General features: G+C 61.9%; 18 protein-coding genes and 1 pseudogene. 8 read left to right on the top strand and 11 right to left on the bottom strand.

Features of this window, described 5'->3' with window-relative positions:
* The first annotated feature begins 71 nt into the window (after window positions 1-71).
* On the top strand, window positions 72-557 hold the full coding sequence (locus DP106_RS03785) for a hypothetical protein (RefSeq protein WP_120083520.1): 486 nt from the start codon (window positions 72-74) through the stop codon (window positions 555-557).
* Window positions 558-704: 147 nt separating this feature from the next.
* Here the strand turns inward: DP106_RS03785 and DP106_RS03790 are convergent, their stop codons facing one another.
* The 3 genes from DP106_RS03790 to DP106_RS03800 form a co-directional block, all read right to left on the bottom strand.
* Window positions 705-1,148, bottom strand: coding sequence for a helix-turn-helix domain-containing protein (locus DP106_RS03790; RefSeq protein ID WP_120083521.1), 444 nt, complete (start codon window positions 1,146-1,148; stop codon window positions 705-707).
* 292 nt (window positions 1,149-1,440) lie between these two features.
* Window positions 1,441-3,198 (bottom strand): 2-succinyl-5-enolpyruvyl-6-hydroxy-3-cyclohexene-1-carboxylic-acid synthase, encoded by a 1,758-nt coding sequence (gene menD, locus DP106_RS03795; RefSeq protein WP_120083522.1) that lies wholly within the window; start codon window positions 3,196-3,198, stop codon window positions 1,441-1,443.
* Window positions 3,199-3,246: 48 nt separating this feature from the next.
* Window positions 3,247-3,432 (bottom strand): hypothetical protein, encoded by a 186-nt coding sequence (locus tag DP106_RS03800; protein ID WP_120083525.1) that lies wholly within the window; start codon window positions 3,430-3,432, stop codon window positions 3,247-3,249.
* A 169-nt stretch (window positions 3,433-3,601) separates the two neighbouring features.
* Here DP106_RS03800 and DP106_RS03805 point away from each other — a divergent pair, with 169 nt between their 5' ends.
* Both DP106_RS03805 and DP106_RS03810 read left to right on the top strand, forming a co-directional pair.
* Window positions 3,602-5,239 carry a helix-turn-helix domain-containing protein gene (locus tag DP106_RS03805; protein ID WP_120083526.1) on the top strand — a complete coding sequence of 546 codons (1,638 nt, stop codon included), beginning with the start codon at window positions 3,602-3,604 and terminating at the stop codon, window positions 5,237-5,239.
* Window positions 5,236-5,535 (top strand): helix-turn-helix transcriptional regulator, encoded by a 300-nt coding sequence (locus DP106_RS03810; protein ID WP_120083527.1) that lies wholly within the window; start codon window positions 5,236-5,238, stop codon window positions 5,533-5,535. The genes DP106_RS03805 and DP106_RS03810 overlap by 4 nt, the downstream gene beginning before the upstream one ends.
* 68 nt (window positions 5,536-5,603) lie before the next feature.
* Here the strand turns inward: DP106_RS03810 and DP106_RS03815 are convergent, their stop codons facing one another.
* Together DP106_RS03815 and DP106_RS03820 are read right to left on the bottom strand one after the other, a co-directional pair.
* A complete protein-coding gene (locus DP106_RS03815; RefSeq protein WP_120083528.1) occupies window positions 5,604-5,870 on the bottom strand; it encodes a hypothetical protein in 267 nt (88 codons plus the stop codon).
* 186 nt (window positions 5,871-6,056) lie between these two features.
* The gene (locus DP106_RS03820) at window positions 6,057-7,427 is read right to left on the bottom strand and encodes an isochorismate synthase (protein ID WP_120083529.1); all 1,371 of its coding nucleotides are present in this window, start codon (window positions 7,425-7,427) and stop codon (window positions 6,057-6,059) included.
* 136 nt (window positions 7,428-7,563) lie between these two features.
* On the opposite strand from DP106_RS03820, the gene DP106_RS03825 reads away from it, so the two are divergent.
* From DP106_RS03825 to DP106_RS03835, 3 genes are all read left to right on the top strand, one after another.
* Window positions 7,564-7,791 (top strand): ribbon-helix-helix domain-containing protein, encoded by a 228-nt coding sequence (locus DP106_RS03825; RefSeq protein ID WP_120083530.1) that lies wholly within the window; start codon window positions 7,564-7,566, stop codon window positions 7,789-7,791.
* 161 nt (window positions 7,792-7,952) lie between these two features.
* Window positions 7,953-8,231 carry a UPF0058 family protein gene (locus DP106_RS03830; protein ID WP_120083532.1) on the top strand — a complete coding sequence of 93 codons (279 nt, stop codon included), beginning with the start codon at window positions 7,953-7,955 and terminating at the stop codon, window positions 8,229-8,231.
* Window positions 8,232-8,277: 46 nt separating this feature from the next.
* Window positions 8,278-9,972, top strand: a complete 1,695-nt coding sequence (locus tag DP106_RS03835; RefSeq protein WP_120083533.1) for a rhomboid family intramembrane serine protease — start codon at window positions 8,278-8,280, stop codon at window positions 9,970-9,972.
* A gap of 42 nt (window positions 9,973-10,014) precedes the next feature.
* On the opposite strand, the gene DP106_RS03840 is transcribed toward DP106_RS03835, so the two are convergent.
* From DP106_RS03840 to DP106_RS03845, 3 genes are all read right to left on the bottom strand, one after another.
* The gene (locus DP106_RS03840) at window positions 10,015-10,641 is read right to left on the bottom strand and encodes an METTL5 family protein (RefSeq protein ID WP_120083534.1); all 627 of its coding nucleotides are present in this window, start codon (window positions 10,639-10,641) and stop codon (window positions 10,015-10,017) included.
* A 135-nt stretch (window positions 10,642-10,776) separates the two neighbouring features.
* Window positions 10,777-10,947 carry a hypothetical protein gene (locus tag DP106_RS15765; RefSeq protein WP_165857815.1) on the bottom strand — a complete coding sequence of 57 codons (171 nt, stop codon included), beginning with the start codon at window positions 10,945-10,947 and terminating at the stop codon, window positions 10,777-10,779.
* 155 nt (window positions 10,948-11,102) lie between these two features.
* A complete protein-coding gene (locus tag DP106_RS03845) occupies window positions 11,103-12,113 on the bottom strand; it encodes a glutathione S-transferase family protein (RefSeq protein WP_120083535.1) in 1,011 nt (336 codons plus the stop codon).
* 147 nt (window positions 12,114-12,260) lie between these two features.
* On the opposite strand from DP106_RS03845, the gene DP106_RS03850 reads away from it, so the two are divergent.
* The gene (locus DP106_RS03850) at window positions 12,261-13,196 is read left to right on the top strand and encodes a sulfide-dependent adenosine diphosphate thiazole synthase (RefSeq protein ID WP_120083536.1); all 936 of its coding nucleotides are present in this window, start codon (window positions 12,261-12,263) and stop codon (window positions 13,194-13,196) included.
* Window positions 13,197-13,310: 114 nt separating this feature from the next.
* Here the strand turns inward: DP106_RS03850 and DP106_RS03855 are convergent, their stop codons facing one another.
* From DP106_RS03855 to dcd, 3 genes and pseudogenes are all read right to left on the bottom strand, one after another.
* Complete coding sequence (locus tag DP106_RS03855) at window positions 13,311-14,219, bottom strand: thiamine-phosphate synthase family protein (protein WP_120083538.1); 909 nt, start codon at window positions 14,217-14,219, stop codon at window positions 13,311-13,313.
* Window positions 14,220-14,276: 57 nt separating this feature from the next.
* The gene (locus tag DP106_RS16205) at window positions 14,277-15,959 is read right to left on the bottom strand and encodes a dCTP deaminase domain-containing protein (RefSeq protein WP_394343449.1); all 1,683 of its coding nucleotides are present in this window, start codon (window positions 15,957-15,959) and stop codon (window positions 14,277-14,279) included.
* Window positions 15,945-16,298, bottom strand: a pseudogene (dcd, locus tag DP106_RS16210) (dCTP deaminase); the annotation flags it as partial. The gene DP106_RS16205 and the pseudogene dcd, both read right to left, overlap by 15 nt.
* 107 nt (window positions 16,299-16,405) lie before the next feature.
* Between dcd and pth2 the strand changes: the two are divergent.
* The gene (gene pth2, locus DP106_RS03870; protein ID WP_120083539.1) at window positions 16,406-16,744 is read left to right on the top strand and encodes a peptidyl-tRNA hydrolase Pth2; all 339 of its coding nucleotides are present in this window, start codon (window positions 16,406-16,408) and stop codon (window positions 16,742-16,744) included.

Consider the following 16,744-nt stretch of genomic DNA (forward strand, 5'->3'; position numbering starts at 1 on the left):
TACCGATTTAGCCTCCACTATCGGAGACAGTGAACTTCTCAATGTGATCGACTGAGGATGGTACCGATGTCGTGTTGTACCACGATAGCTCTGCCAATGACCGAAATCTCTCGTTTGTTCCCGAACCAATAGAAAAACAGGATGCCGAACTGACCCGGTCAGAACAGATAGACCGTCAGGCTCGAGAAATCGCTGAGAACTATTTCACTGACAAAGGGTTCCAACTGCAAACCAACCGACCTGATATTATCATACTCGAAGTACAACATGAGGAAGGATACGAATACTTGATTACTGAGGTCAAAAACTCTACCAGCGAGCAAACAGTCAAAAAAGGCGTAACCGAGACACTCGAATATCTCGCATTCCTACGCCAAGAAAACGAATTAGTGTTTGACCCTGATACCCCATTTGGATCGGGTTGGAACGGTGTTCTCGTAATCCAAGATTTCGAAAGTCGATCAACAGCACCAATTGAAGATCAAGATACGATTCGAATTCTACAAGCGTCTGAGCTTGCTGATTCTCTTCCAGTAATCTTAGACAGATTGTTGTAGTTGTCTCTGGGAATCCGCTCGGTAGCTTTGGCAACGTCTCCCTCTAATAGAACTGTCGCCCTGATACTGCTTCCCTGACCGCCCTGTTATCGATTCGTCTCACGCCGAATGACGGCTCCGTCAATCGATCGCAAAATCACAATATAGCTACTTCGCGTGCTCGTGAATCTCGTCGATCGCGGTCGCCACCGTCGACTCATCGATGCCCATCATCTCCGCGATCTGGGCGTCGCTGAACCCCTGAACGGCGAGATAACAGGCCAGCGGCCGATCGCCCGCAGCAGCGACCTGTACCGGCACCCGCGCGGTTGTGGGGCTGGTCGCCGACGCATCCGCGTGCCGAAACCGAAACGCCGGCAGCCGCTCAAAGAGCACCGCCAACAGCGTCGCCCGGATCGGATGCGACCGGGCGGCCTCGGGCTCAGTTGCCAGCCGCACCGCGCCATCGGGGGTCTCTAAGCTCCGACTGACCGCCTGCGGGATCGCCTTCGGAGTCGGCATCGACAACGAATCCGGAAGATACACAGAGACATCCGCCGAGCTGTGTACCGATCCCGTCTCGCCCTCGTAGATTGTCTCCGTCGCGTCCATACAGTCGGTTGTGGCTGACCGATGATAAGCTGTTGTCTGCAAAATCGGATTTGTTTGCTATATCAAAGCTAGAGTTTCTGTTAGAAAAGATGGATTTGTATAGAAAGCCCTCAGCAGACTCGGCTCCCGGGACTCGCTGCGCGCTTCGTCGTTCGCTACGCTCACTCCTGTAGTGCTTGCGTCGTCCGGGTTCGCCGACTCTGCTTCGCCCTTTCAGTCCGCCAGGGATCTGGCCAATCGACCGGTCGACCCGCCTGTTTGCCTGATGTATCCGAACCGGATTCTGACCAGTTTACTCACCCTGATATCGGTCAATCGTTTCGGCCTGTAGCTCATCTCGAACCGTGTGGCTGTCCTCGGCGTCGACAACGACCTCGATAATTTCGCTACCCTCGCGGTCGGTCGCGGCGGCGTAGGCCTCCCGGAATCCGTCGCGGCTCTCGACGCGGGAAAAGCCAAGCCCATAGAGCTCGCCGGCGGGCTCGAAGTCCAACCCATGGGGCGTTTTGAACTGCCGCGTAAACGGCGGCTCGAAGTTCTCGATCGGCAGCTTATGGAAGATGCCGCCGCCGTCGTTGTTGATGACGACGACCGTCGCGTCAACCTCAGCACGCCCGACGGCCAACAGCCCATTCAGGTCGTGATAGAAGGCGAGATCGCCGATCACCAGCGTCACGTCGTCGGTCGTTCCGTGAGCCGCCCCCAACGCCGTCGAGACGATCCCATCGATCCCCGACGCGCCACGGTTGCCCAGCGCGGTGACCGATTTTGTCCCGGCCGCACCAAACCGATCGAGATCCCGCACCGGCATGCTGTTGGAGACGACAAGCGTCGCCGGATCGGGCAGCCCGGCGACCACATCGGCGACGATCCCGCCCTCAAAAAGTCGGTCGGCGGCGTCCTCCGCGACCGCACTGTGGGCTTTTTCGGCGCTCTCCCAGCGACCGCGCCACTCGGCTGACCCGCCGCCCCGGAGTACCTGTGCAAGCTGTCCACAGAGCCGGTCGGGATCAGCCACCACGAGATCGCTTGCGGTGAACGCCGCCTCGCGCCACGCGTCCGCGGAATCGACAACCAACTGCCGCGCATCGACACCAGCGAGATACCGTCGCAGCGGCTTTGAGGTCGGCGACGCACCCAGCCGCACCACGACCTCGGGGTCGGGCCAGTCGTCGGTCACTGCGGTGTTCACAAACCCATCGTAGCCGCCGATCACCGGCGCGACACGGGTGTGACCGCCAAAGCGCAGCCCTGAGAGCGGATCGGCGAGGATCGGAAACCCACTGGCATGCGCAAACGCTGTCACCGCCTCGGGGTCGAGCCCCGGCGGATCAGCCGGGCCAGCGACGAGTAGCCCTCGATCGACCGACAGCGTCTCCGCGAGCTGCCGCAAATCGCGGTCATCAAGCTGTGGCTCCCCGCTCGTTCGCCGCACAAACGGCGTCTCCTCACCGCGACCAAGTGCCGCCAACGGGTCGAGATCGGCTGGTACGTCGCCCTCGACCGGGGTTGGTTCCAGCGGCTTCCGGAAGGGGATGTTCAAATGCACCGGCCCGGCGGGCGTTCCCTCGGCCGTTCCAACCGCCCGACAGATATCGGTTCGCAGTGATCGTAGTGCGCGCTCCCGCGGGGCGGGCTCGGGGAGATTTTTGCACCACCGGACGGCGTCGCCGTAGAGCTGCTCTTGATCGACGGTCTGGTTTGCGCCTGAGTCTCGCAGCTCCGGTGGCCGATCGGCCGTCAGCAACAGCAGCGGCACCCGCGCCTGATTCGCTTCGACAACGGCGGGATGGTAGTTGGCGGCGGCCGTCCCGGAGGTACAGATCAGCGGCGTCACCTCGCCCGTCCGGCGAGCCCGTCCGAGCGCAAAGTACGCCGCCGACCGCTCGTCGAGTGCGGAGATCGTCTGTAGCTCCTCATGTTCGTCGACGGCGGCTGTCAGCGGCGTCGAACGACTCCCCGGCGAGACACAGACCGTCCGAACGCCGCTACGGGCGAGTTCAGCGGCGATCGCCCGCCCCCACAGCGTGTTCCGGTTGGGTGCAGTCATGGCCGATGTGTCGGGATCGACGCTGATATGTCCGGCGTGTTGGGACGCTTACTCCACGGCCTGCTCGCGATCGGCTGCCGCTGTCGACGAAGCTGCCCCAGAGGCAACGCCGGTGACACCGAAGCGCGCGCCGCCGGATTCGCTGTCAGTGACGATACTCGTCCAGCCGTGGGCGGCGGCGATGTCCCGGACGATCGCCAGCCTGTAGCCGGTACCGTCAGCGGCATGCGTCACCTGTTCGTCGAAGATCGATCGGCGTCGGTAGTTCGAGTCACATCACACCTGCATATGCCGGTATAGAATTAATAAGGGGTTATCCCGTTAACTAGATTGCGGACTGGAATGATCAACAGCCGGGCACAATCGACGGGCAGCGAACGCACGCGGAACTAACCGGGACACAATGGGCACCAACGCGACACAGCACGCCGGGACAGCTTCCTTGGCGACACCAGCGAAGCTCCTGTTGATCGATGACGACACCCAGTGGCTCTCGTTGACGAGTGACTTGCTGGCGGAGACAGCACCGGATTTCGATGTGGTCACGGCGACAAGCCTCGCCACCGGACGACAGCAGTTCACCGAATCGGCGTTCGACTGTGTCGTCTGTGATTATCGGTTGGCGGATGGCACGGGTCTTGAACTCCTCTCAACGGTGCGGGCATCCCACCCAGAGCTTCCATTTGTGCTCGTGACAAGCCACGGCGACGAGTCGGTTGCCGCCGATGCGATCAACAAAGGGGTGACCGATTACATCCCCAAGGAGCTGATCAACGAGGACTTCGATGATCCCGATGAGTCAATCTTCGGCACCCAGCTCCGGAAGGCCGTTCGCTCATATCGGGATCGGCGCGCGCTGCAACAGGAGCGAGAGCTCAAGACGACAGCTGTCGACCTGCTGACGACAGTGTCGAACCAACAGGATCTTTACCGCCAGTTCTGCGCGCTGTTGCGGGACAACTACAGCTACGGCGGCGTCTGGATCGGCACCATCGGCGCGGGCGGCCGGATCATCCCACGGGCGATCAGCGGCTGTGAGACCTACGTCCAGGCGCTGGATCTCGCAGGCAACGGGAACGACCGGTTCGATCCGGCGATCCGCGCATTAGAGACCGACACCGTCTCCGTCGCCGCCGTCGACAACGCTGACCCGTGGGCCGAGCAGTGGACAGCAGCAACCACCGGGTTCGACTTTGAGGCCGGTATCGGGCTCCCCATCGGCGATGACCGCATGCAGTTTGGCGTGCTCGGTGCCTACACAGCCCAGACACCGATCACCGACGAGCAGCGTGACCTGCTCCGAGAGTTCGCCTGCCTGATCAGCTACACCGTCCGCACCGACGAGTGGACGGAATCGCTGATCGCCGAGGAGCCGGTGACACTGGAGATTGAAGTCGACGCCCCAACCGAACCACTCATCGCGTTTGCCGATCAGCTGTCTACCAGCATCGAGTTCTCGATCAGCTCTGTCGCCGAGCACAAGACTGGCAAGCTCCTGTACACCGTCGAAGTCACCGGTTCGGTACCGGACGACTGTCAGGAACACATCACTGCTGCCGACTACATCGAGCCGTATGACACCACAGAAACGGCCGACAGCCATACCTATCGCTTTCTGGTCACCCCACCAACACCGGAAAGCATCGCCCGTGAGTACGGGATGCAGTTCGAGACGATAACGGTCGACGACGGGCTTCGGACGATCACCGGCTATCTCTCGACGGACAGTGTCGTGCCGAATCTGTTGGCCGATCTCAGATCGGCGTTCGAACACACAACCCTCACACGCGTAACCTCAGCTATGACACAATCCCGGGCAACCACCACGACGACCGCACAGCTACTTGACCCACTCACCACCCGCCAACGAGAGATCCTCTCGCAGGCATACCGTACCGGCTACTTCGAGGAGCCACGGGCGATCAACGCGACGGAGCTCGCCGACCGCTTTGGCATCGCTCGCGCAACGTTCACACAGCACCTCCGGAGCGCCCAACGGAAGCTCTTTGCAACCGTCTTTGACGGGGAGGAGCAACAATGAGCGCGACCGTCAAACATCTCTCGGCGTTCCAACGCGACATCCTGTATGTCGTGTCGGATCTTGAGACATCCTACGGCCTCGGTATCAAGGATGGCTTAGAGGAGTACTACGGCGAAGAGGTCAACACCGGACGGGTCTACCAGAACCTCAGCACGCTTGTTGAGGAGGGTTACCTCGAAAAATCAGCTATCGACAAACGAACGAACTCCTACACACTGACTGAAACGGCACTTCAAGCGATCGAACACCGCCACAACTGGCAACAGACGCGGGCCGACGGCCAACTGGCCGGCTAAGCGGGCGATCAGTGCGGGACAGCAACCGTCGATATCGACGCGTGGCAGTCGATCCGTAGGTAAAGCGGCTAGCTGTCGTCAGTCGCGTTCTGTTCGTAGCCAGCTGCTTTCGCCCATTTACTCGCCGCTGGAACCGTTTCGACCTCAGTTGGTGCTGTCGACGATCCATCGAGCATCGCTTCGATGACGGTCACCGCTGCTGTGAGACCCTCTAGCTCGGCGTTGTCGTAGACGCCGGCGTTGGCGCGGCGGACAAACACTTCGAGCTGTTGTTCATCAACGCCCGGCGGCAGGTCAGCTGAACCGCTCGACGGCGTGGAAATCTGGTCGGTCATCGGAATCAGTTTGTGGGAGCCAGTGTCTGCGAAACACTGTCATTACCTATATGTTAACAAAGCCACGCTTGTGTAAAACATTTATGACATTTTATACTCGGATAGAAGGTGTATCTAACCGTAGTTTCAGTCAAAGTGATATATCCACACAACGTAAGTCATACGCGACTGCTCCCGGTGGGGCGGTTACGCTTCCAGCTCGTCGAGAATCGGCCGGAACTTGAGTTCAACCTCATCCCATTCGGCGTCGGGATCGCTGTCGTCGACGATGCCGACACCCGCAAACAGCGTCGCCCGTCGTTGGGTCGCCACCGCCGACCGAAGCCCGACAGCGAAGGTGCCGTTGCCGGCGGCGTCGATCCAGCCGACCGGGGCGGCATACCAGCCGCGGTCGAAGGGTTCGGTTTCCCGGATCGTCTCAAGCGCCCGATCCGGCGGCAACCCGCCGACAGCTGGGGTCGGATGCAACGCCTCGACAACATCGAGCACGTGGGTATCCTCGGTCAGCTCGGCGGTGATCGGTGTATGGAGGTGTTGAACTGTCGCCAGCCGCTTGATCCCGCGCTCACCGACCGAAACTGACGCCGCAAAGGGGGCCAGCTGCTCGCGGATCGTTTCGGCGACCAACTCGTGTTCGTGGACGTTTTTTTCGTCGGCCAGCAGTTCCTCGGCCAGCCACTCATCTTCGGCCGGCGTCTCCCCGCGGCCGGTCGTCCCAGCCAGCGCGCCGGTTTCAACCGTGCGGCCCCGCAACGAGACCAGCCGTTCTGGGGTCGCACCAAAAAACGCCGCCGGCGGCTCGCTGTCGGGTTCGATAAGGAACCGTGTACAGTCGGGATACTTCTCGCTCAGCCGGTCGAGGATATCCGGAACCGCGAGGTTGCCGCCGAGATCGGCTTCAAGCGCTTGCGCGAGAACGACCTTCCGGAGTGTCCCGGCGTCGATCCGCTCGACGGCGTTCCGAACCGCCGTCCGCCACCCGGTCGGGGTTGTCGTCCGCCGACGGTCGGTGATCCCTGGTCGCGGCGCGGCCGTTGCGGTCGCAGCGCGAGATAGCAGGCGCTCTCGCTCGTCGTCGAGTTTTGCTTCGACGGCGGCCGGTGTCGCCGACGGCCCGACCGCGTTGACCGTCAACCACGGGCCACCCTCTGTCTGTGTGACCTGCACGCGCGGGAAAACGAATCTGGCGTCCGGAAACTCAGCCCACGGTGACGTGTGATCCCCGTTATCAGTAGTCTCACTGGCGGCGGCACCGTCGCTGTGGAAGGCAAACCCACCAAACAGCCGCGGACAGGCGGCTTCGGTGCCGGCGTGCACATCGCCGGCTTCGAACAGCCGCTCGGCCGCGGTTCGGATCTGCCTGAAGCGATCGGGGCCATCGGCGGTCAGCGTCGCCGCCGCGCCGCCGGCGACCACACGCGCCTCGTCGGCCGCGTTCCAGACCGTCCGGGGGGGCTCCATCTCATCGACCAGCGCTCGAAACGACGGCACTGAGTCAGCAAGGGGAATCGACCGACTCACCAGCCTCGGCCGGTCGGCGGCACGCGGCGACTCCATACCACTGAGAAGGGGCCCATCGCCCTTGAGGGTGACTATCCACCCACCGTGTTTGGGGTCATGTTGACGGTGCCACCACCGGTCGGGATTCGGCGGCAGTTTTAAATAGGCACCCCCGCAACCACCGGATGTTCAAATGCCGAAAGTCGAGATCAACATCCCGGAACACCTCGAAATGCAGATCACCCAGCTGGTCGATGAAGGCGAGTTCATCAACCGTGAGGAAGCTATCGAAAACCTGCTGTCAACGGGGCTGAAAGCCTACAAAACCAGCGGCCCGATGGACGACGACGCCGATCTTGAGGACGATGGGGTAATGGGCGATGACGGAATGATGGGCCACGACGACGAGTACGTCTTCTAACCAACCGCAGCATCGACCCACCGTATTCCAGCCGCTCACCGGTTTCGGTTCCCTCACGGGCGTTTCAATCGGTAGCTGCTTCGCTCGTTTTTCACCGTTCTCACCCACCACAACAGTCGCATCCCAACAACGCTTAAATCCGAACCGTCCATAGGCGGGGTATGCACAAAGACGAGCTGCTCGAATTACACGAGCAGATGGTGTTGATTATGCAGTACTTCCGGGAGCAGGAATCCGTCGACGGTACCCTGTTTGATCCCTACGACGAACTCGATGTGGAACCGGATCACGTTCACAAGTCGAAAAGCGAGCACAAACACGCGGTGTTTGTCCTTGGCAACGCGTTGGCGACAGCCATGAGCGAAGACGAGTTCTCGAATGCCGGCCGCGTCGGCAAGCGGATGAAGGAACTCGCCGACGACGCCGAGGGCAAGATCTGACGTGCGCCGACAGCCACAGCCGCAACCGACCCAACGATAACGCGGGATGACGGCCACACCGGTCTTTCTCGCCCTCGCTGGCCTTGGCAACGCAGTTACCGGCCCACTACTGGGTCGCCTGCTGTTGGGCGTCGGCTTGGTCGTCGCCCTTGCTGGGCTTGCAGCCATGAGTCGGCCGCGTGATTGGTATCGCCGTCTCACCGATCGCCTCCTGTTTGGGATGCCGTGGGGAACGGTTGTGCTGATGGCTGTGTTGCTCGCGGTGTACGGTGGTTTGCAGGACGGCTTCGGTGCGGCCGATCCGATCGTCCTGCCGTTTCGGGCGTGGAGCTATCTTGACCCGGTCGGAATGGTCGTTGCAGGTCTCGCACACGCGAACACGAGTCATCTGATCGGCAATCTTCTCGGTACGCTGCTGCTTGGCTCGGTGACGGAATCACTCTGGGGCCACCACACCAACCGCCGAACCACAACCCGACTCCATGCGGCGTGGACACAGCCTGTCGTCCGCGCCGTACTTATATTCCCGGCGGCGGGGATCTTGTTATCGGTACTCGGCGCGCTCGTCGCGTTGGGGCCGATTATCGGCTTTTCGATGGTCGTCTTTGCCTTCGCAGGGTTCACGCTCGTCCAAGCGCCGGTGGTCACCATTCTGGCGAGTGTGAGCCAGGGTGTCCTGCGCCGTTTGCTTGCTGCGATCCAAACGCCGCAGCAGGTTGCCACCAGCGGGACGACCTATTCAACGCCGTGGTTTGCCTCGATCGCGATTCAGGGCCATGCGGTCGGCCTGCTCGTCGGCGTTCTTCTGGGCGTTGGCTACCAGCGGATGACGCGCCGACAGCGGCCCTCGGCTGGGGTGTTGTGGGCTGCTGTCCTGTTGTTTGCCGTTGAGCGATCGCTGTGGGCCGTCTACTGGTATCGTGGCAACAACAGCTACGTCCTCTATCGGGCGGTTGGCCTCGGGCTCGTCTTCGTGCTCGCATCGGTGGTCACCTACGCGGTTGTTGCCGACGATACCCCGCTTTTTCACCAGGTTGCGGTCGACAACCCAACAACGTTTCTCACCGATCTCACGACGGTCTCAAGCCGGCAGGTCGGGTTGTTGCTGTTGGTGACTGCCTGTGCTATCCTCATCGCCCCCGCCATCGCCACCAACGCGACGACGGCCGCCGACGGCGATCTGCCGGGCGAGCCGATCGAGATGCGGGGGTATGAGCTCACCTACGGTGAGAACGTCACCAACGGCCAACTCAACGTCATCGACATCGAGGGGGCCGGCGAGTCGACCCGGCTCAATACCTCGGGGGTGATCGTCCGCAACACCGACCGCCACATCTGGTCGACAGCGGTCAGCAAATCTGAGCTGGCGAATCAGGGCGAGGCAGCTATCCGTCTCGGCGGGCTCACCTGGGAAGAGACGGTCACCGCGAGTCGAACCGGCTGGCAGGCTGTCGGCGGCGACACCACCTATCGCGTGACGCTCAGCCACGACAATCAGAGCCGACCGCTGTACAACGCCGGCGTTGTTGAGGCCGAGCCGATTGTTGCCGGTCAGCAGGTGTCACTCGATGCGACAGACACCGGGTTCCGCGTCGGCGTCGACGACGAACTCGGTGACCTCCCAGCACAGAACGAATCGGTACGCGTCGGCCGACTTGAGCTACGCCGGCGCGACGGTCGATTGATCGCCGTTAACAACCGCACCCAAACGGCGGTTCGGGTCGCCAACAAGGTCGGCTGACTCGATCCCGATTTACGCCAGCTTCCCGCCCACGACGTTGCGTCAGGTGTTCCACTCGATCCGATACACCTCGGTATCGATCTCGCTGCGCTCCTCGTCGTGGTGCTCGAACTGGTTGTCGACCGCAAACGCCGCGCTGAATGCATGGGTCACCTCACCACCGTTATCGGCGGCAAACGCCTCGATAAATCCCTTGCTGCCGGCGTTGTGTACCGAGTATGACACCGAGGCCATCTCCCCGACCGCCGACAGAAAGTCGCGGTCAGCACCCGCTTGGCCATCCTGGGCCCCAAACGGCGGGTTCATGACGACGGTGACAGGCTCAGGAATCGACAAGGGGAGCCGCGTCGCATCAGCCTGTAGCCAGTGGATCGGTGTTCGGGTACCGACCCGGCGGCGGTTCTCGACGGCCGTCGCCAGCGGCCCGTCATCGAGTTCGACGGCGATGACGCGAGCCGGGCCGCGGAGCGCCGCGCCAAGCGTGAGCATCCCGGTGCCGGTTCCCAGATCAAGGACGGTGCGACCCTCGATGTCGTCGTGGAGATCAGCCAGATGAATGACGTGGGCGGCCAACGCCGGCGGCGTTGGATACTGCTCAAGGGCGGCCTGTGGATCCTCGAAGCCGGCGACGACGGCGAGTTGGCCTTCGAGTTCGCGTTTGGTCGCCATCACGACCACCCCGCTGTCGCGGCTTGCCGGTCGACGAGGGCGCGTTGCCATCGGTGGCCGGCACGTCCGTTATGATACATAGCTTGTCCTATTCAGTACCGCCTGAAAAGTCTACGGCGCGCGGTGTTGACACGCTCAGTAGGCGGCGACCCACTCCGAGTCGGTGCCCCCGAGCACCGCCTCACAGTCCGGGCAGGTGATCAGACAGATGGTACGACCGCGATGGCGTTTTTCATCGTCGAGAATCTCGGTGAGCCACGCGCCTGACGGCTCCTCGCTGTGGTTGCACTCAGGACAAGTTGGCATACATCAGTTAAGCGACGGTATAGTAATAATACTACCTCTAGCCGGACAAACAGCAGTTCAAATGCCGTTGAGAGTTAGATACACAATCAGCTCTCTACGGATCGTGAGATGCTGAAAACAGATATGTAGAACTGGAGTCAGCCGCGAAACGGCGGTTACTGCGGTGTTGCCGCGCTACTGAGTCGTTCGCGGTCGTGTGTGGCGTCGAAATTCAGCTCCGGGCCACGGGCGACAATGCCGTGTGGTGTCACGTCGGGGTGGGTTGTGTAGTAGTGTTCGTTAATGTGGTCGATATCGACCGTGTCGGCAACGCCGGGCTGTTGGTACACGTCGCGGAGATACGGCCAGAGGTTGTCGTACTGGTGGATGTACTGCACGTTGCACATGAAGTGCGTGTGGTAGACGTGATCGAACCGAATGAGGGTGGTAAACATACAGATGTCGGCCTCGGTGAGCTGATCGCCAGCGAGGAACCGCTGGTCGGCCAGCAACTCATCGTAGTGATCAAGCGCGTCAAACAGCTCGTCGATGGCCGCGTCGTAGGGCTCTTGCTCGGTCGCGAAGCCGGCCTTATAGACGCCGTTGTTGATCGGCTCATAGATGTCGGTGATGACCTCATCGATCCGCTCGCGGTTCGCCTCCGGCGCGAGATCGATATCCCGCTCGGCGATCTCACGGAACCCGGTCGTCAACATGCGGATGATCTCCCGGGATTCGTTGTTGACGATCGTCTCCTCCATTGTGTCCCACAACACCGGCACCGTCACCCGGCAGGTCGCGTCGGGGTCGGCTTCGACGTAGCGTTCGCGGAGATAGTCGCTGTCGTAGAGCTTGTCCTCGGTGCAGCCCGCTTTGTCGGGTGTGAACTGCCACCCATCGTCGCCGCGGTAGGGGTCGACAACCGAAACACCGATCGCGTCTTGCAGTCCCATCAGCGCGCGCACCAGCAGCGTCCGGTGGGCCCACGGACAGGCATACGAGACGTAGAGATGATACCGGCCGGCCTCGGCCTCGAATCGCTCGTCCGGCTCGGCGTCGATGTGGGCGGGCACGTCGCTGCCGGCAATCCAGTTCCGGAAGGGGGTCGTCTGCCGCTCGAAGGCCCCGTCGTCGTTGGTTGTCTGAAACGTGTCGGTTCGCCACTCACCGTCGACGAGCATATTCATAGTGGTTGTACAACGGGGGCAACGGGCAAAAGCGTTCGCGAGGGTGACACGGGTGTTACCGGCTCAAATACACTGTTTTTGCTCGTCACTCGGCGGTGACAGTCGACCGGAACCGATTTGTACCACCAGCAGATATCACCAAGTGGTATGTCCGAAACAGAGTTCAGCGGTTTCAGCAATGCCGGCGAAGCCGAAGTGACCCGCGCGATCACCGAAGAGTTCAGCGACGAGTTCATGGATTTCACCGAAAGCGACGTGATTATCGTCGGCGGCGGCCCCTCCGGACTGATGGCCGCAAAGGAACTCGCCGAGCAGGATGTCAAGGTGATGGTCGTCGAGAAGAACAACTATCTCGGCGGCGGCTTCTGGCTCGGTGGCTTCCTGATGAACACACTCACCGTCCGCGAGCCAGCCGACGAGGTCCTCGACGAACTCGACGTGCCCCACCAAGAAAGCGAGGAGGTCGACGGCCTCCACACTGCCAAGGGGCCACACGCCTGTTCCGCACTCATCAACGCGGCCTGTGACGCGGGCGCAAAGATCCAGAACATGACCGAGTTCACGGATATCGTCGTCCGCGAGAACCACCGTGTCGCCGGGATCGTGATGAACTGGACGCCGGTTCACGCCCTGCCCCGAGAGCTCACCTGCGTCGACCCTATCGCCGTTGAGAGCGATCTTGTCATCGACGCGACGGGCCACGAGGCGGTTGTCGTCTCGAAACTCGAAGAACGCGGCGTTCTCGACGCACCCGGCATCGAACACGCCAAGGAGAACAACACCGATATGGATCAGTCGGCCGAGGGCGAGTACGGCGCGCCCGGCCACGATTCGCCCGGCCACGACTCGATGTGGGTCACCGAGAGCGAGGATGTTGTCGTCGAGGAGACCGGGAAAGTACACGACGGCGTGATCGCGACGGGTCTCGCAACGGCGACGACCCACGGCCTTCCACGGATGGGGCCGACCTTCGGCGCGATGCTGCTGTCAGGCAAACGCGCCGCCTCGGCCGCGCTTGACGAACTCGGCAAAGACGGTGCTGCTGTCGACTTCTCGACGTCGCCGACGCCCGCCGACGACTAACGTCGTTGTCGAGGGCTGTTGCGGCCCACGAAGTGGCGTCAGCACACCCACAGAACATCCCACGCAGGCTTTTTGTTGGCTTCGATAGTGCCAGTCGTCTCCACCAACAGCTTGCTACACCACGTCGCGGACGACGCTGGCGACTGTCGGGGCATCCGGGCCGAGTACATACGAGATCGGCTCAATCCCGAAGCCTCCGGTCTGATACAGAACGAACGTTTCAGTGAGGTCAGTGTCGGTGACTGCATCGCCGATAGTCGCCGTCAACTCCTCGCTGGCCTCGGAGTCAAACTCGACGGTGCCGTAGCCTGCCCGGTCGAAGCTTTCGATCAGATTGGCGTCGTAGGCGATGTTGAGCCCAGCTGCCACGCCACCCTCATGGCCCCGGGTTGCCAGCAGCACCGAGGCGGCGTGTTCGCTGACGCCGAACTCTGGTTCCGCAGGAACGGTGGCACGGCCTTTGATATCGAAGATACGCCCCGGCACACCAGCCACGTCGTCAACCGTTGTCGCCTCCGGCAGGCACTCAACGAGATTTGAGCCGACGTTTGGGATCAGCGTTGCAAACCCACTCATACTCGTCAGCGTACGCAGCCCACGACGAACCGAGGAGCGCACCTGTTCACTCTGTCGGATGCGGCTGTCCGGATCATGAACGGAAAAATCGATGTCGGCGTCCGCTAGTTCCGGCATGGCGTCCTCGTGCACCTCAGCCAACAGGTCGCCGTCTTCGAGCTGGCGGATCAGCACCTCAATCTCGACGAGTGCCTGCACTCGGCTCATGTCGCCGGTCGCCAACCCGTCGGCGACGCGTTCAACCAACTCGACAACGCGGTCGTCAGCCGCGATGGCCTCGTTGTGAGCGACCTCGCCGTGAGCGTATTTTGAGACGGCCGACTGGCTGATCCCCAACCCGTCGGCGACCTCCCGTTGGGTCAGGCCACGATCACGAAGTGCCTCCGCTAACAGCGACCGGATCGTCGGTAGGAACTCCTCGACGACCAGCTCCTCGATGAATTTCATACTCAGTGTAGGATGGGCAACCGATATCAGTGTCGTGGTTTGTCGTCCGTTCGGGCGTCAGTGCTCGAATTCGGGATCATCCTGAATCTTCGAGGCCTTCGGCCCATCCTGATCTTGGTACTTCGAGCCGCGTTCGGTTCCATAGGGTCGGGTCGATTCAGATTTCAGCTCAGTAAAGACGAGTTGGGAGACTCGCATTCCCGGCGAGAGCGCGACCGGCGCGGCCCCGAGATTCGAGAGTTCCAGCGTGATCTGCCCCCGGTACCCCGGGTCGACGAAGCCGGCGGTATTCGAGAGGAAGACGCCGCCACGGCCGCCGAGGAAGTTCTCGATAACCCGCCCACGCGGTTGGACTTCGAGATCGTAGGTCGGCTCGACGCGGTCGGTGTTCTCAACGGCGGCCACGCGGTCGAAGACGATGTCGCCGTCGAGCAGGTCATCGAGGCGAGACGTATCGACGCCAGCGTCGGTATAGACCTCGCGGAACCGCTCAAGCGTTTCCCGTTTGACCGACTCGTATTCACGGTTCTCGACGTTCGAGATGCTCGATTTCGAGCTGTAGCCCATCGCGTCGGCTGCGTCGGCCATCGTGAGCCCGGCCTCGTTGCGGTACTCCCGGAGTAGCGCGCTCGGCGTCGGGACGTACTGGCCGCGTTTGTGGGCGTCCATCGAGAAATCAACACACCACTCGGTCATCTCGTTGTGACAGTCGCTCGGTTCGATGTACATCTCGCGGTCGCGGCTGTACAGCGAGGTATCGTAGCCGAGTCGCGTGCCGAGATACGCAGCGTGGTTCGCCAACTCGGCGTTAGCCGTATAGAGGGTATCCCGATGCTCACGCCGGCTGCCGTCGCCGTCGATCAACCCCTCGTAGAGGGCTTCGAGCACGGGCGTCGGCCAGTCCCAGGCGGCCTCCGGGATCGTCTTCTCGCCCCCGCTGCCGCAGAGGTCGCGGACGACCGCCGACCAGAGGGCCGAACAGATGGTGACGGCGGTCACGCCGCTGTCGTGTTCGTCCCACGACAGCGAGGCGTCCCACGACGCGAAGAAGTCGGCGAACCGCTCGACGTAGGCCTCGGCTTGGTTGTTGACGACGACCTGTTTCCGGCGGGCGTACCCCTCGGCGATGTAGAAGCCGAGACACCAGCCGAACTCTTCGGTGATAGGCAGTTGGCGAGGAAGCCGGAGCGTGCTCTGTTTGAACGCGACATCGAGATCGTCGGGTGCAGCCGTCGGCGCGACCGCGGTTGCCGGCGCGCTCGACTGCTGTTGGTAGTGGTCTTCCGACCCCTGCGGCACCGCGTCCCAGTCAACCGCACCGAGGCCGTCGGACGCGTAGACGGTGAGGTCGTCGTTGTCGAGGCGGTCAAGAATGTCAATCGTCGGCGATTCGGTCTCGGGTTCGGGGAGTTCGCCGGGCGTCATCACGAGTTCGCCCTCGGCGGCTTCGCTTTCGATCCGCGTGACGCCGCCGTGTTCGTCGAGCGTGAACAGGTTGTGGTCGCGTGTGACCAGCACCTCACGGCCGGATTCGAGTTCGACGCGGTAGATACGTTTCGTCGGGTTCTCGATGTAGTCGGAGACGCGATGGGTGCTGACGCGTAGCGTCTGCGGATCGAACGACACGGCGTGTGCGGGCTGTTCATTCTCGACGATATCGCCGATCTCGTAGAACCCGAAGCCGTCGGCCGGCGTCCAGAGGAACACCTCCTCGTCGTACGGCAACGACGCGTGCACCACAACCGCAAGTCGGCCCAGCGATGAGCGGCCCTCAACAGTCGCAACGAGATCGGACGGAATCTCGACGCGTTCCTTCGTCGTCCCAAGGACGAAATCGCCGGGGTGGAGGATAAACTCCTCGCCCTCTTCGACGTAGGTTTCCCGAACGTATTCGTCGACCTCGTCGGCGCGGTCGGGGTGGATACAGGGGATGTTGGTGCGCTGGAATTCAAGGAACTCCGAGCCAAGCCGCATATCGATACTGGCCGGCTGAACCTGTGTATCGAGGTCGTCGAGCGGTTCGACGACAAGGTCGCCCTCACCCAGTCGTTCAAGAAGATCGGTATCCGAGAGGATCATGCCTCTCAGAGAACGGCCAGCCGGCTAAAAACCAGCGTAATCCGTCAGCAGTCATCGCTCGCGCCGTCGATCCATAGCCTCTTGCCGGCTCCGTCGCAAAAGGGGGTATGAAACAGGTAATCGCCGCCCGCACCGATCTCGGGATGGGTCAGGGCAAACTCGCCGCCCAGGTCGCCCACGCCTCGCTGTCGGCATACGAGGACACCAACCCGAAAACGCGGAAGGCGTGGAAGGGTGGCGGTCAAAAGAAGGTGGTTGTGAAAGTTGACGGCGAATCCGCGTTGTTTGAGTTGGCTGAGAAAGCCCGGATCGAGGGACTGCCGAACGCGGTGATCCGCGACGCCGGCCATACGCAACTCGATTCGGGGACGGCGACGACGCTGGCGGTCGGTCCCGGCGAGGGGTCGCTTGTCGACTCGGTGACCGGAGATCTATCACTGTACTGA

Origin of the sequence: Halonotius pteroides, from assembly GCF_003605635.1 — an archaeon.
Lineage (GTDB): Archaea > Halobacteriota > Halobacteria > Halobacteriales > Haloferacaceae > Halonotius > Halonotius pteroides.

Coding starts and splice junctions, on each gene's coding strand:
- DP106_RS03850 (WP_120083536.1), top strand. CDS start 12,261: ATGTCCGAAACAGAGTTCAGCGGTTTCAGCAATGCCGGCGAAGCCGAA.
- DP106_RS03840 (WP_120083534.1), bottom strand. CDS start 10,641: ATGGCGACCAAACGCGAACTCGAAGGCCAACTCGCCGTCGTCGCCGGC.
- pth2 (WP_120083539.1), top strand. CDS start 16,406: ATGAAACAGGTAATCGCCGCCCGCACCGATCTCGGGATGGGTCAGGGC.
- DP106_RS03845 (WP_120083535.1), bottom strand. CDS start 12,113: ATGAATATGCTCGTCGACGGTGAGTGGCGAACCGACACGTTTCAGACA.
- DP106_RS03815 (WP_120083528.1), bottom strand. CDS start 5,870: ATGACCGACCAGATTTCCACGCCGTCGAGCGGTTCAGCTGACCTGCCG.
- DP106_RS03835 (WP_120083533.1), top strand. CDS start 8,278: ATGACGGCCACACCGGTCTTTCTCGCCCTCGCTGGCCTTGGCAACGCA.
- DP106_RS03855 (WP_120083538.1), bottom strand. CDS start 14,219: ATGAAATTCATCGAGGAGCTGGTCGTCGAGGAGTTCCTACCGACGATC.
- DP106_RS03790 (WP_120083521.1), bottom strand. CDS start 1,148: ATGGACGCGACGGAGACAATCTACGAGGGCGAGACGGGATCGGTACAC.
- DP106_RS03830 (WP_120083532.1), top strand. CDS start 7,953: ATGCACAAAGACGAGCTGCTCGAATTACACGAGCAGATGGTGTTGATT.
- DP106_RS03810 (WP_120083527.1), top strand. CDS start 5,236: ATGAGCGCGACCGTCAAACATCTCTCGGCGTTCCAACGCGACATCCTG.
- DP106_RS15765 (WP_165857815.1), bottom strand. CDS start 10,947: ATGCCAACTTGTCCTGAGTGCAACCACAGCGAGGAGCCGTCAGGCGCG.
- menD (WP_120083522.1), bottom strand. CDS start 3,198: ATGACTGCACCCAACCGGAACACGCTGTGGGGGCGGGCGATCGCCGCT.
- DP106_RS03825 (WP_120083530.1), top strand. CDS start 7,564: ATGCCGAAAGTCGAGATCAACATCCCGGAACACCTCGAAATGCAGATC.
- DP106_RS03820 (WP_120083529.1), bottom strand. CDS start 7,427: ATGGAGTCGCCGCGTGCCGCCGACCGGCCGAGGCTGGTGAGTCGGTCG.
- DP106_RS03805 (WP_120083526.1), top strand. CDS start 3,602: ATGGGCACCAACGCGACACAGCACGCCGGGACAGCTTCCTTGGCGACA.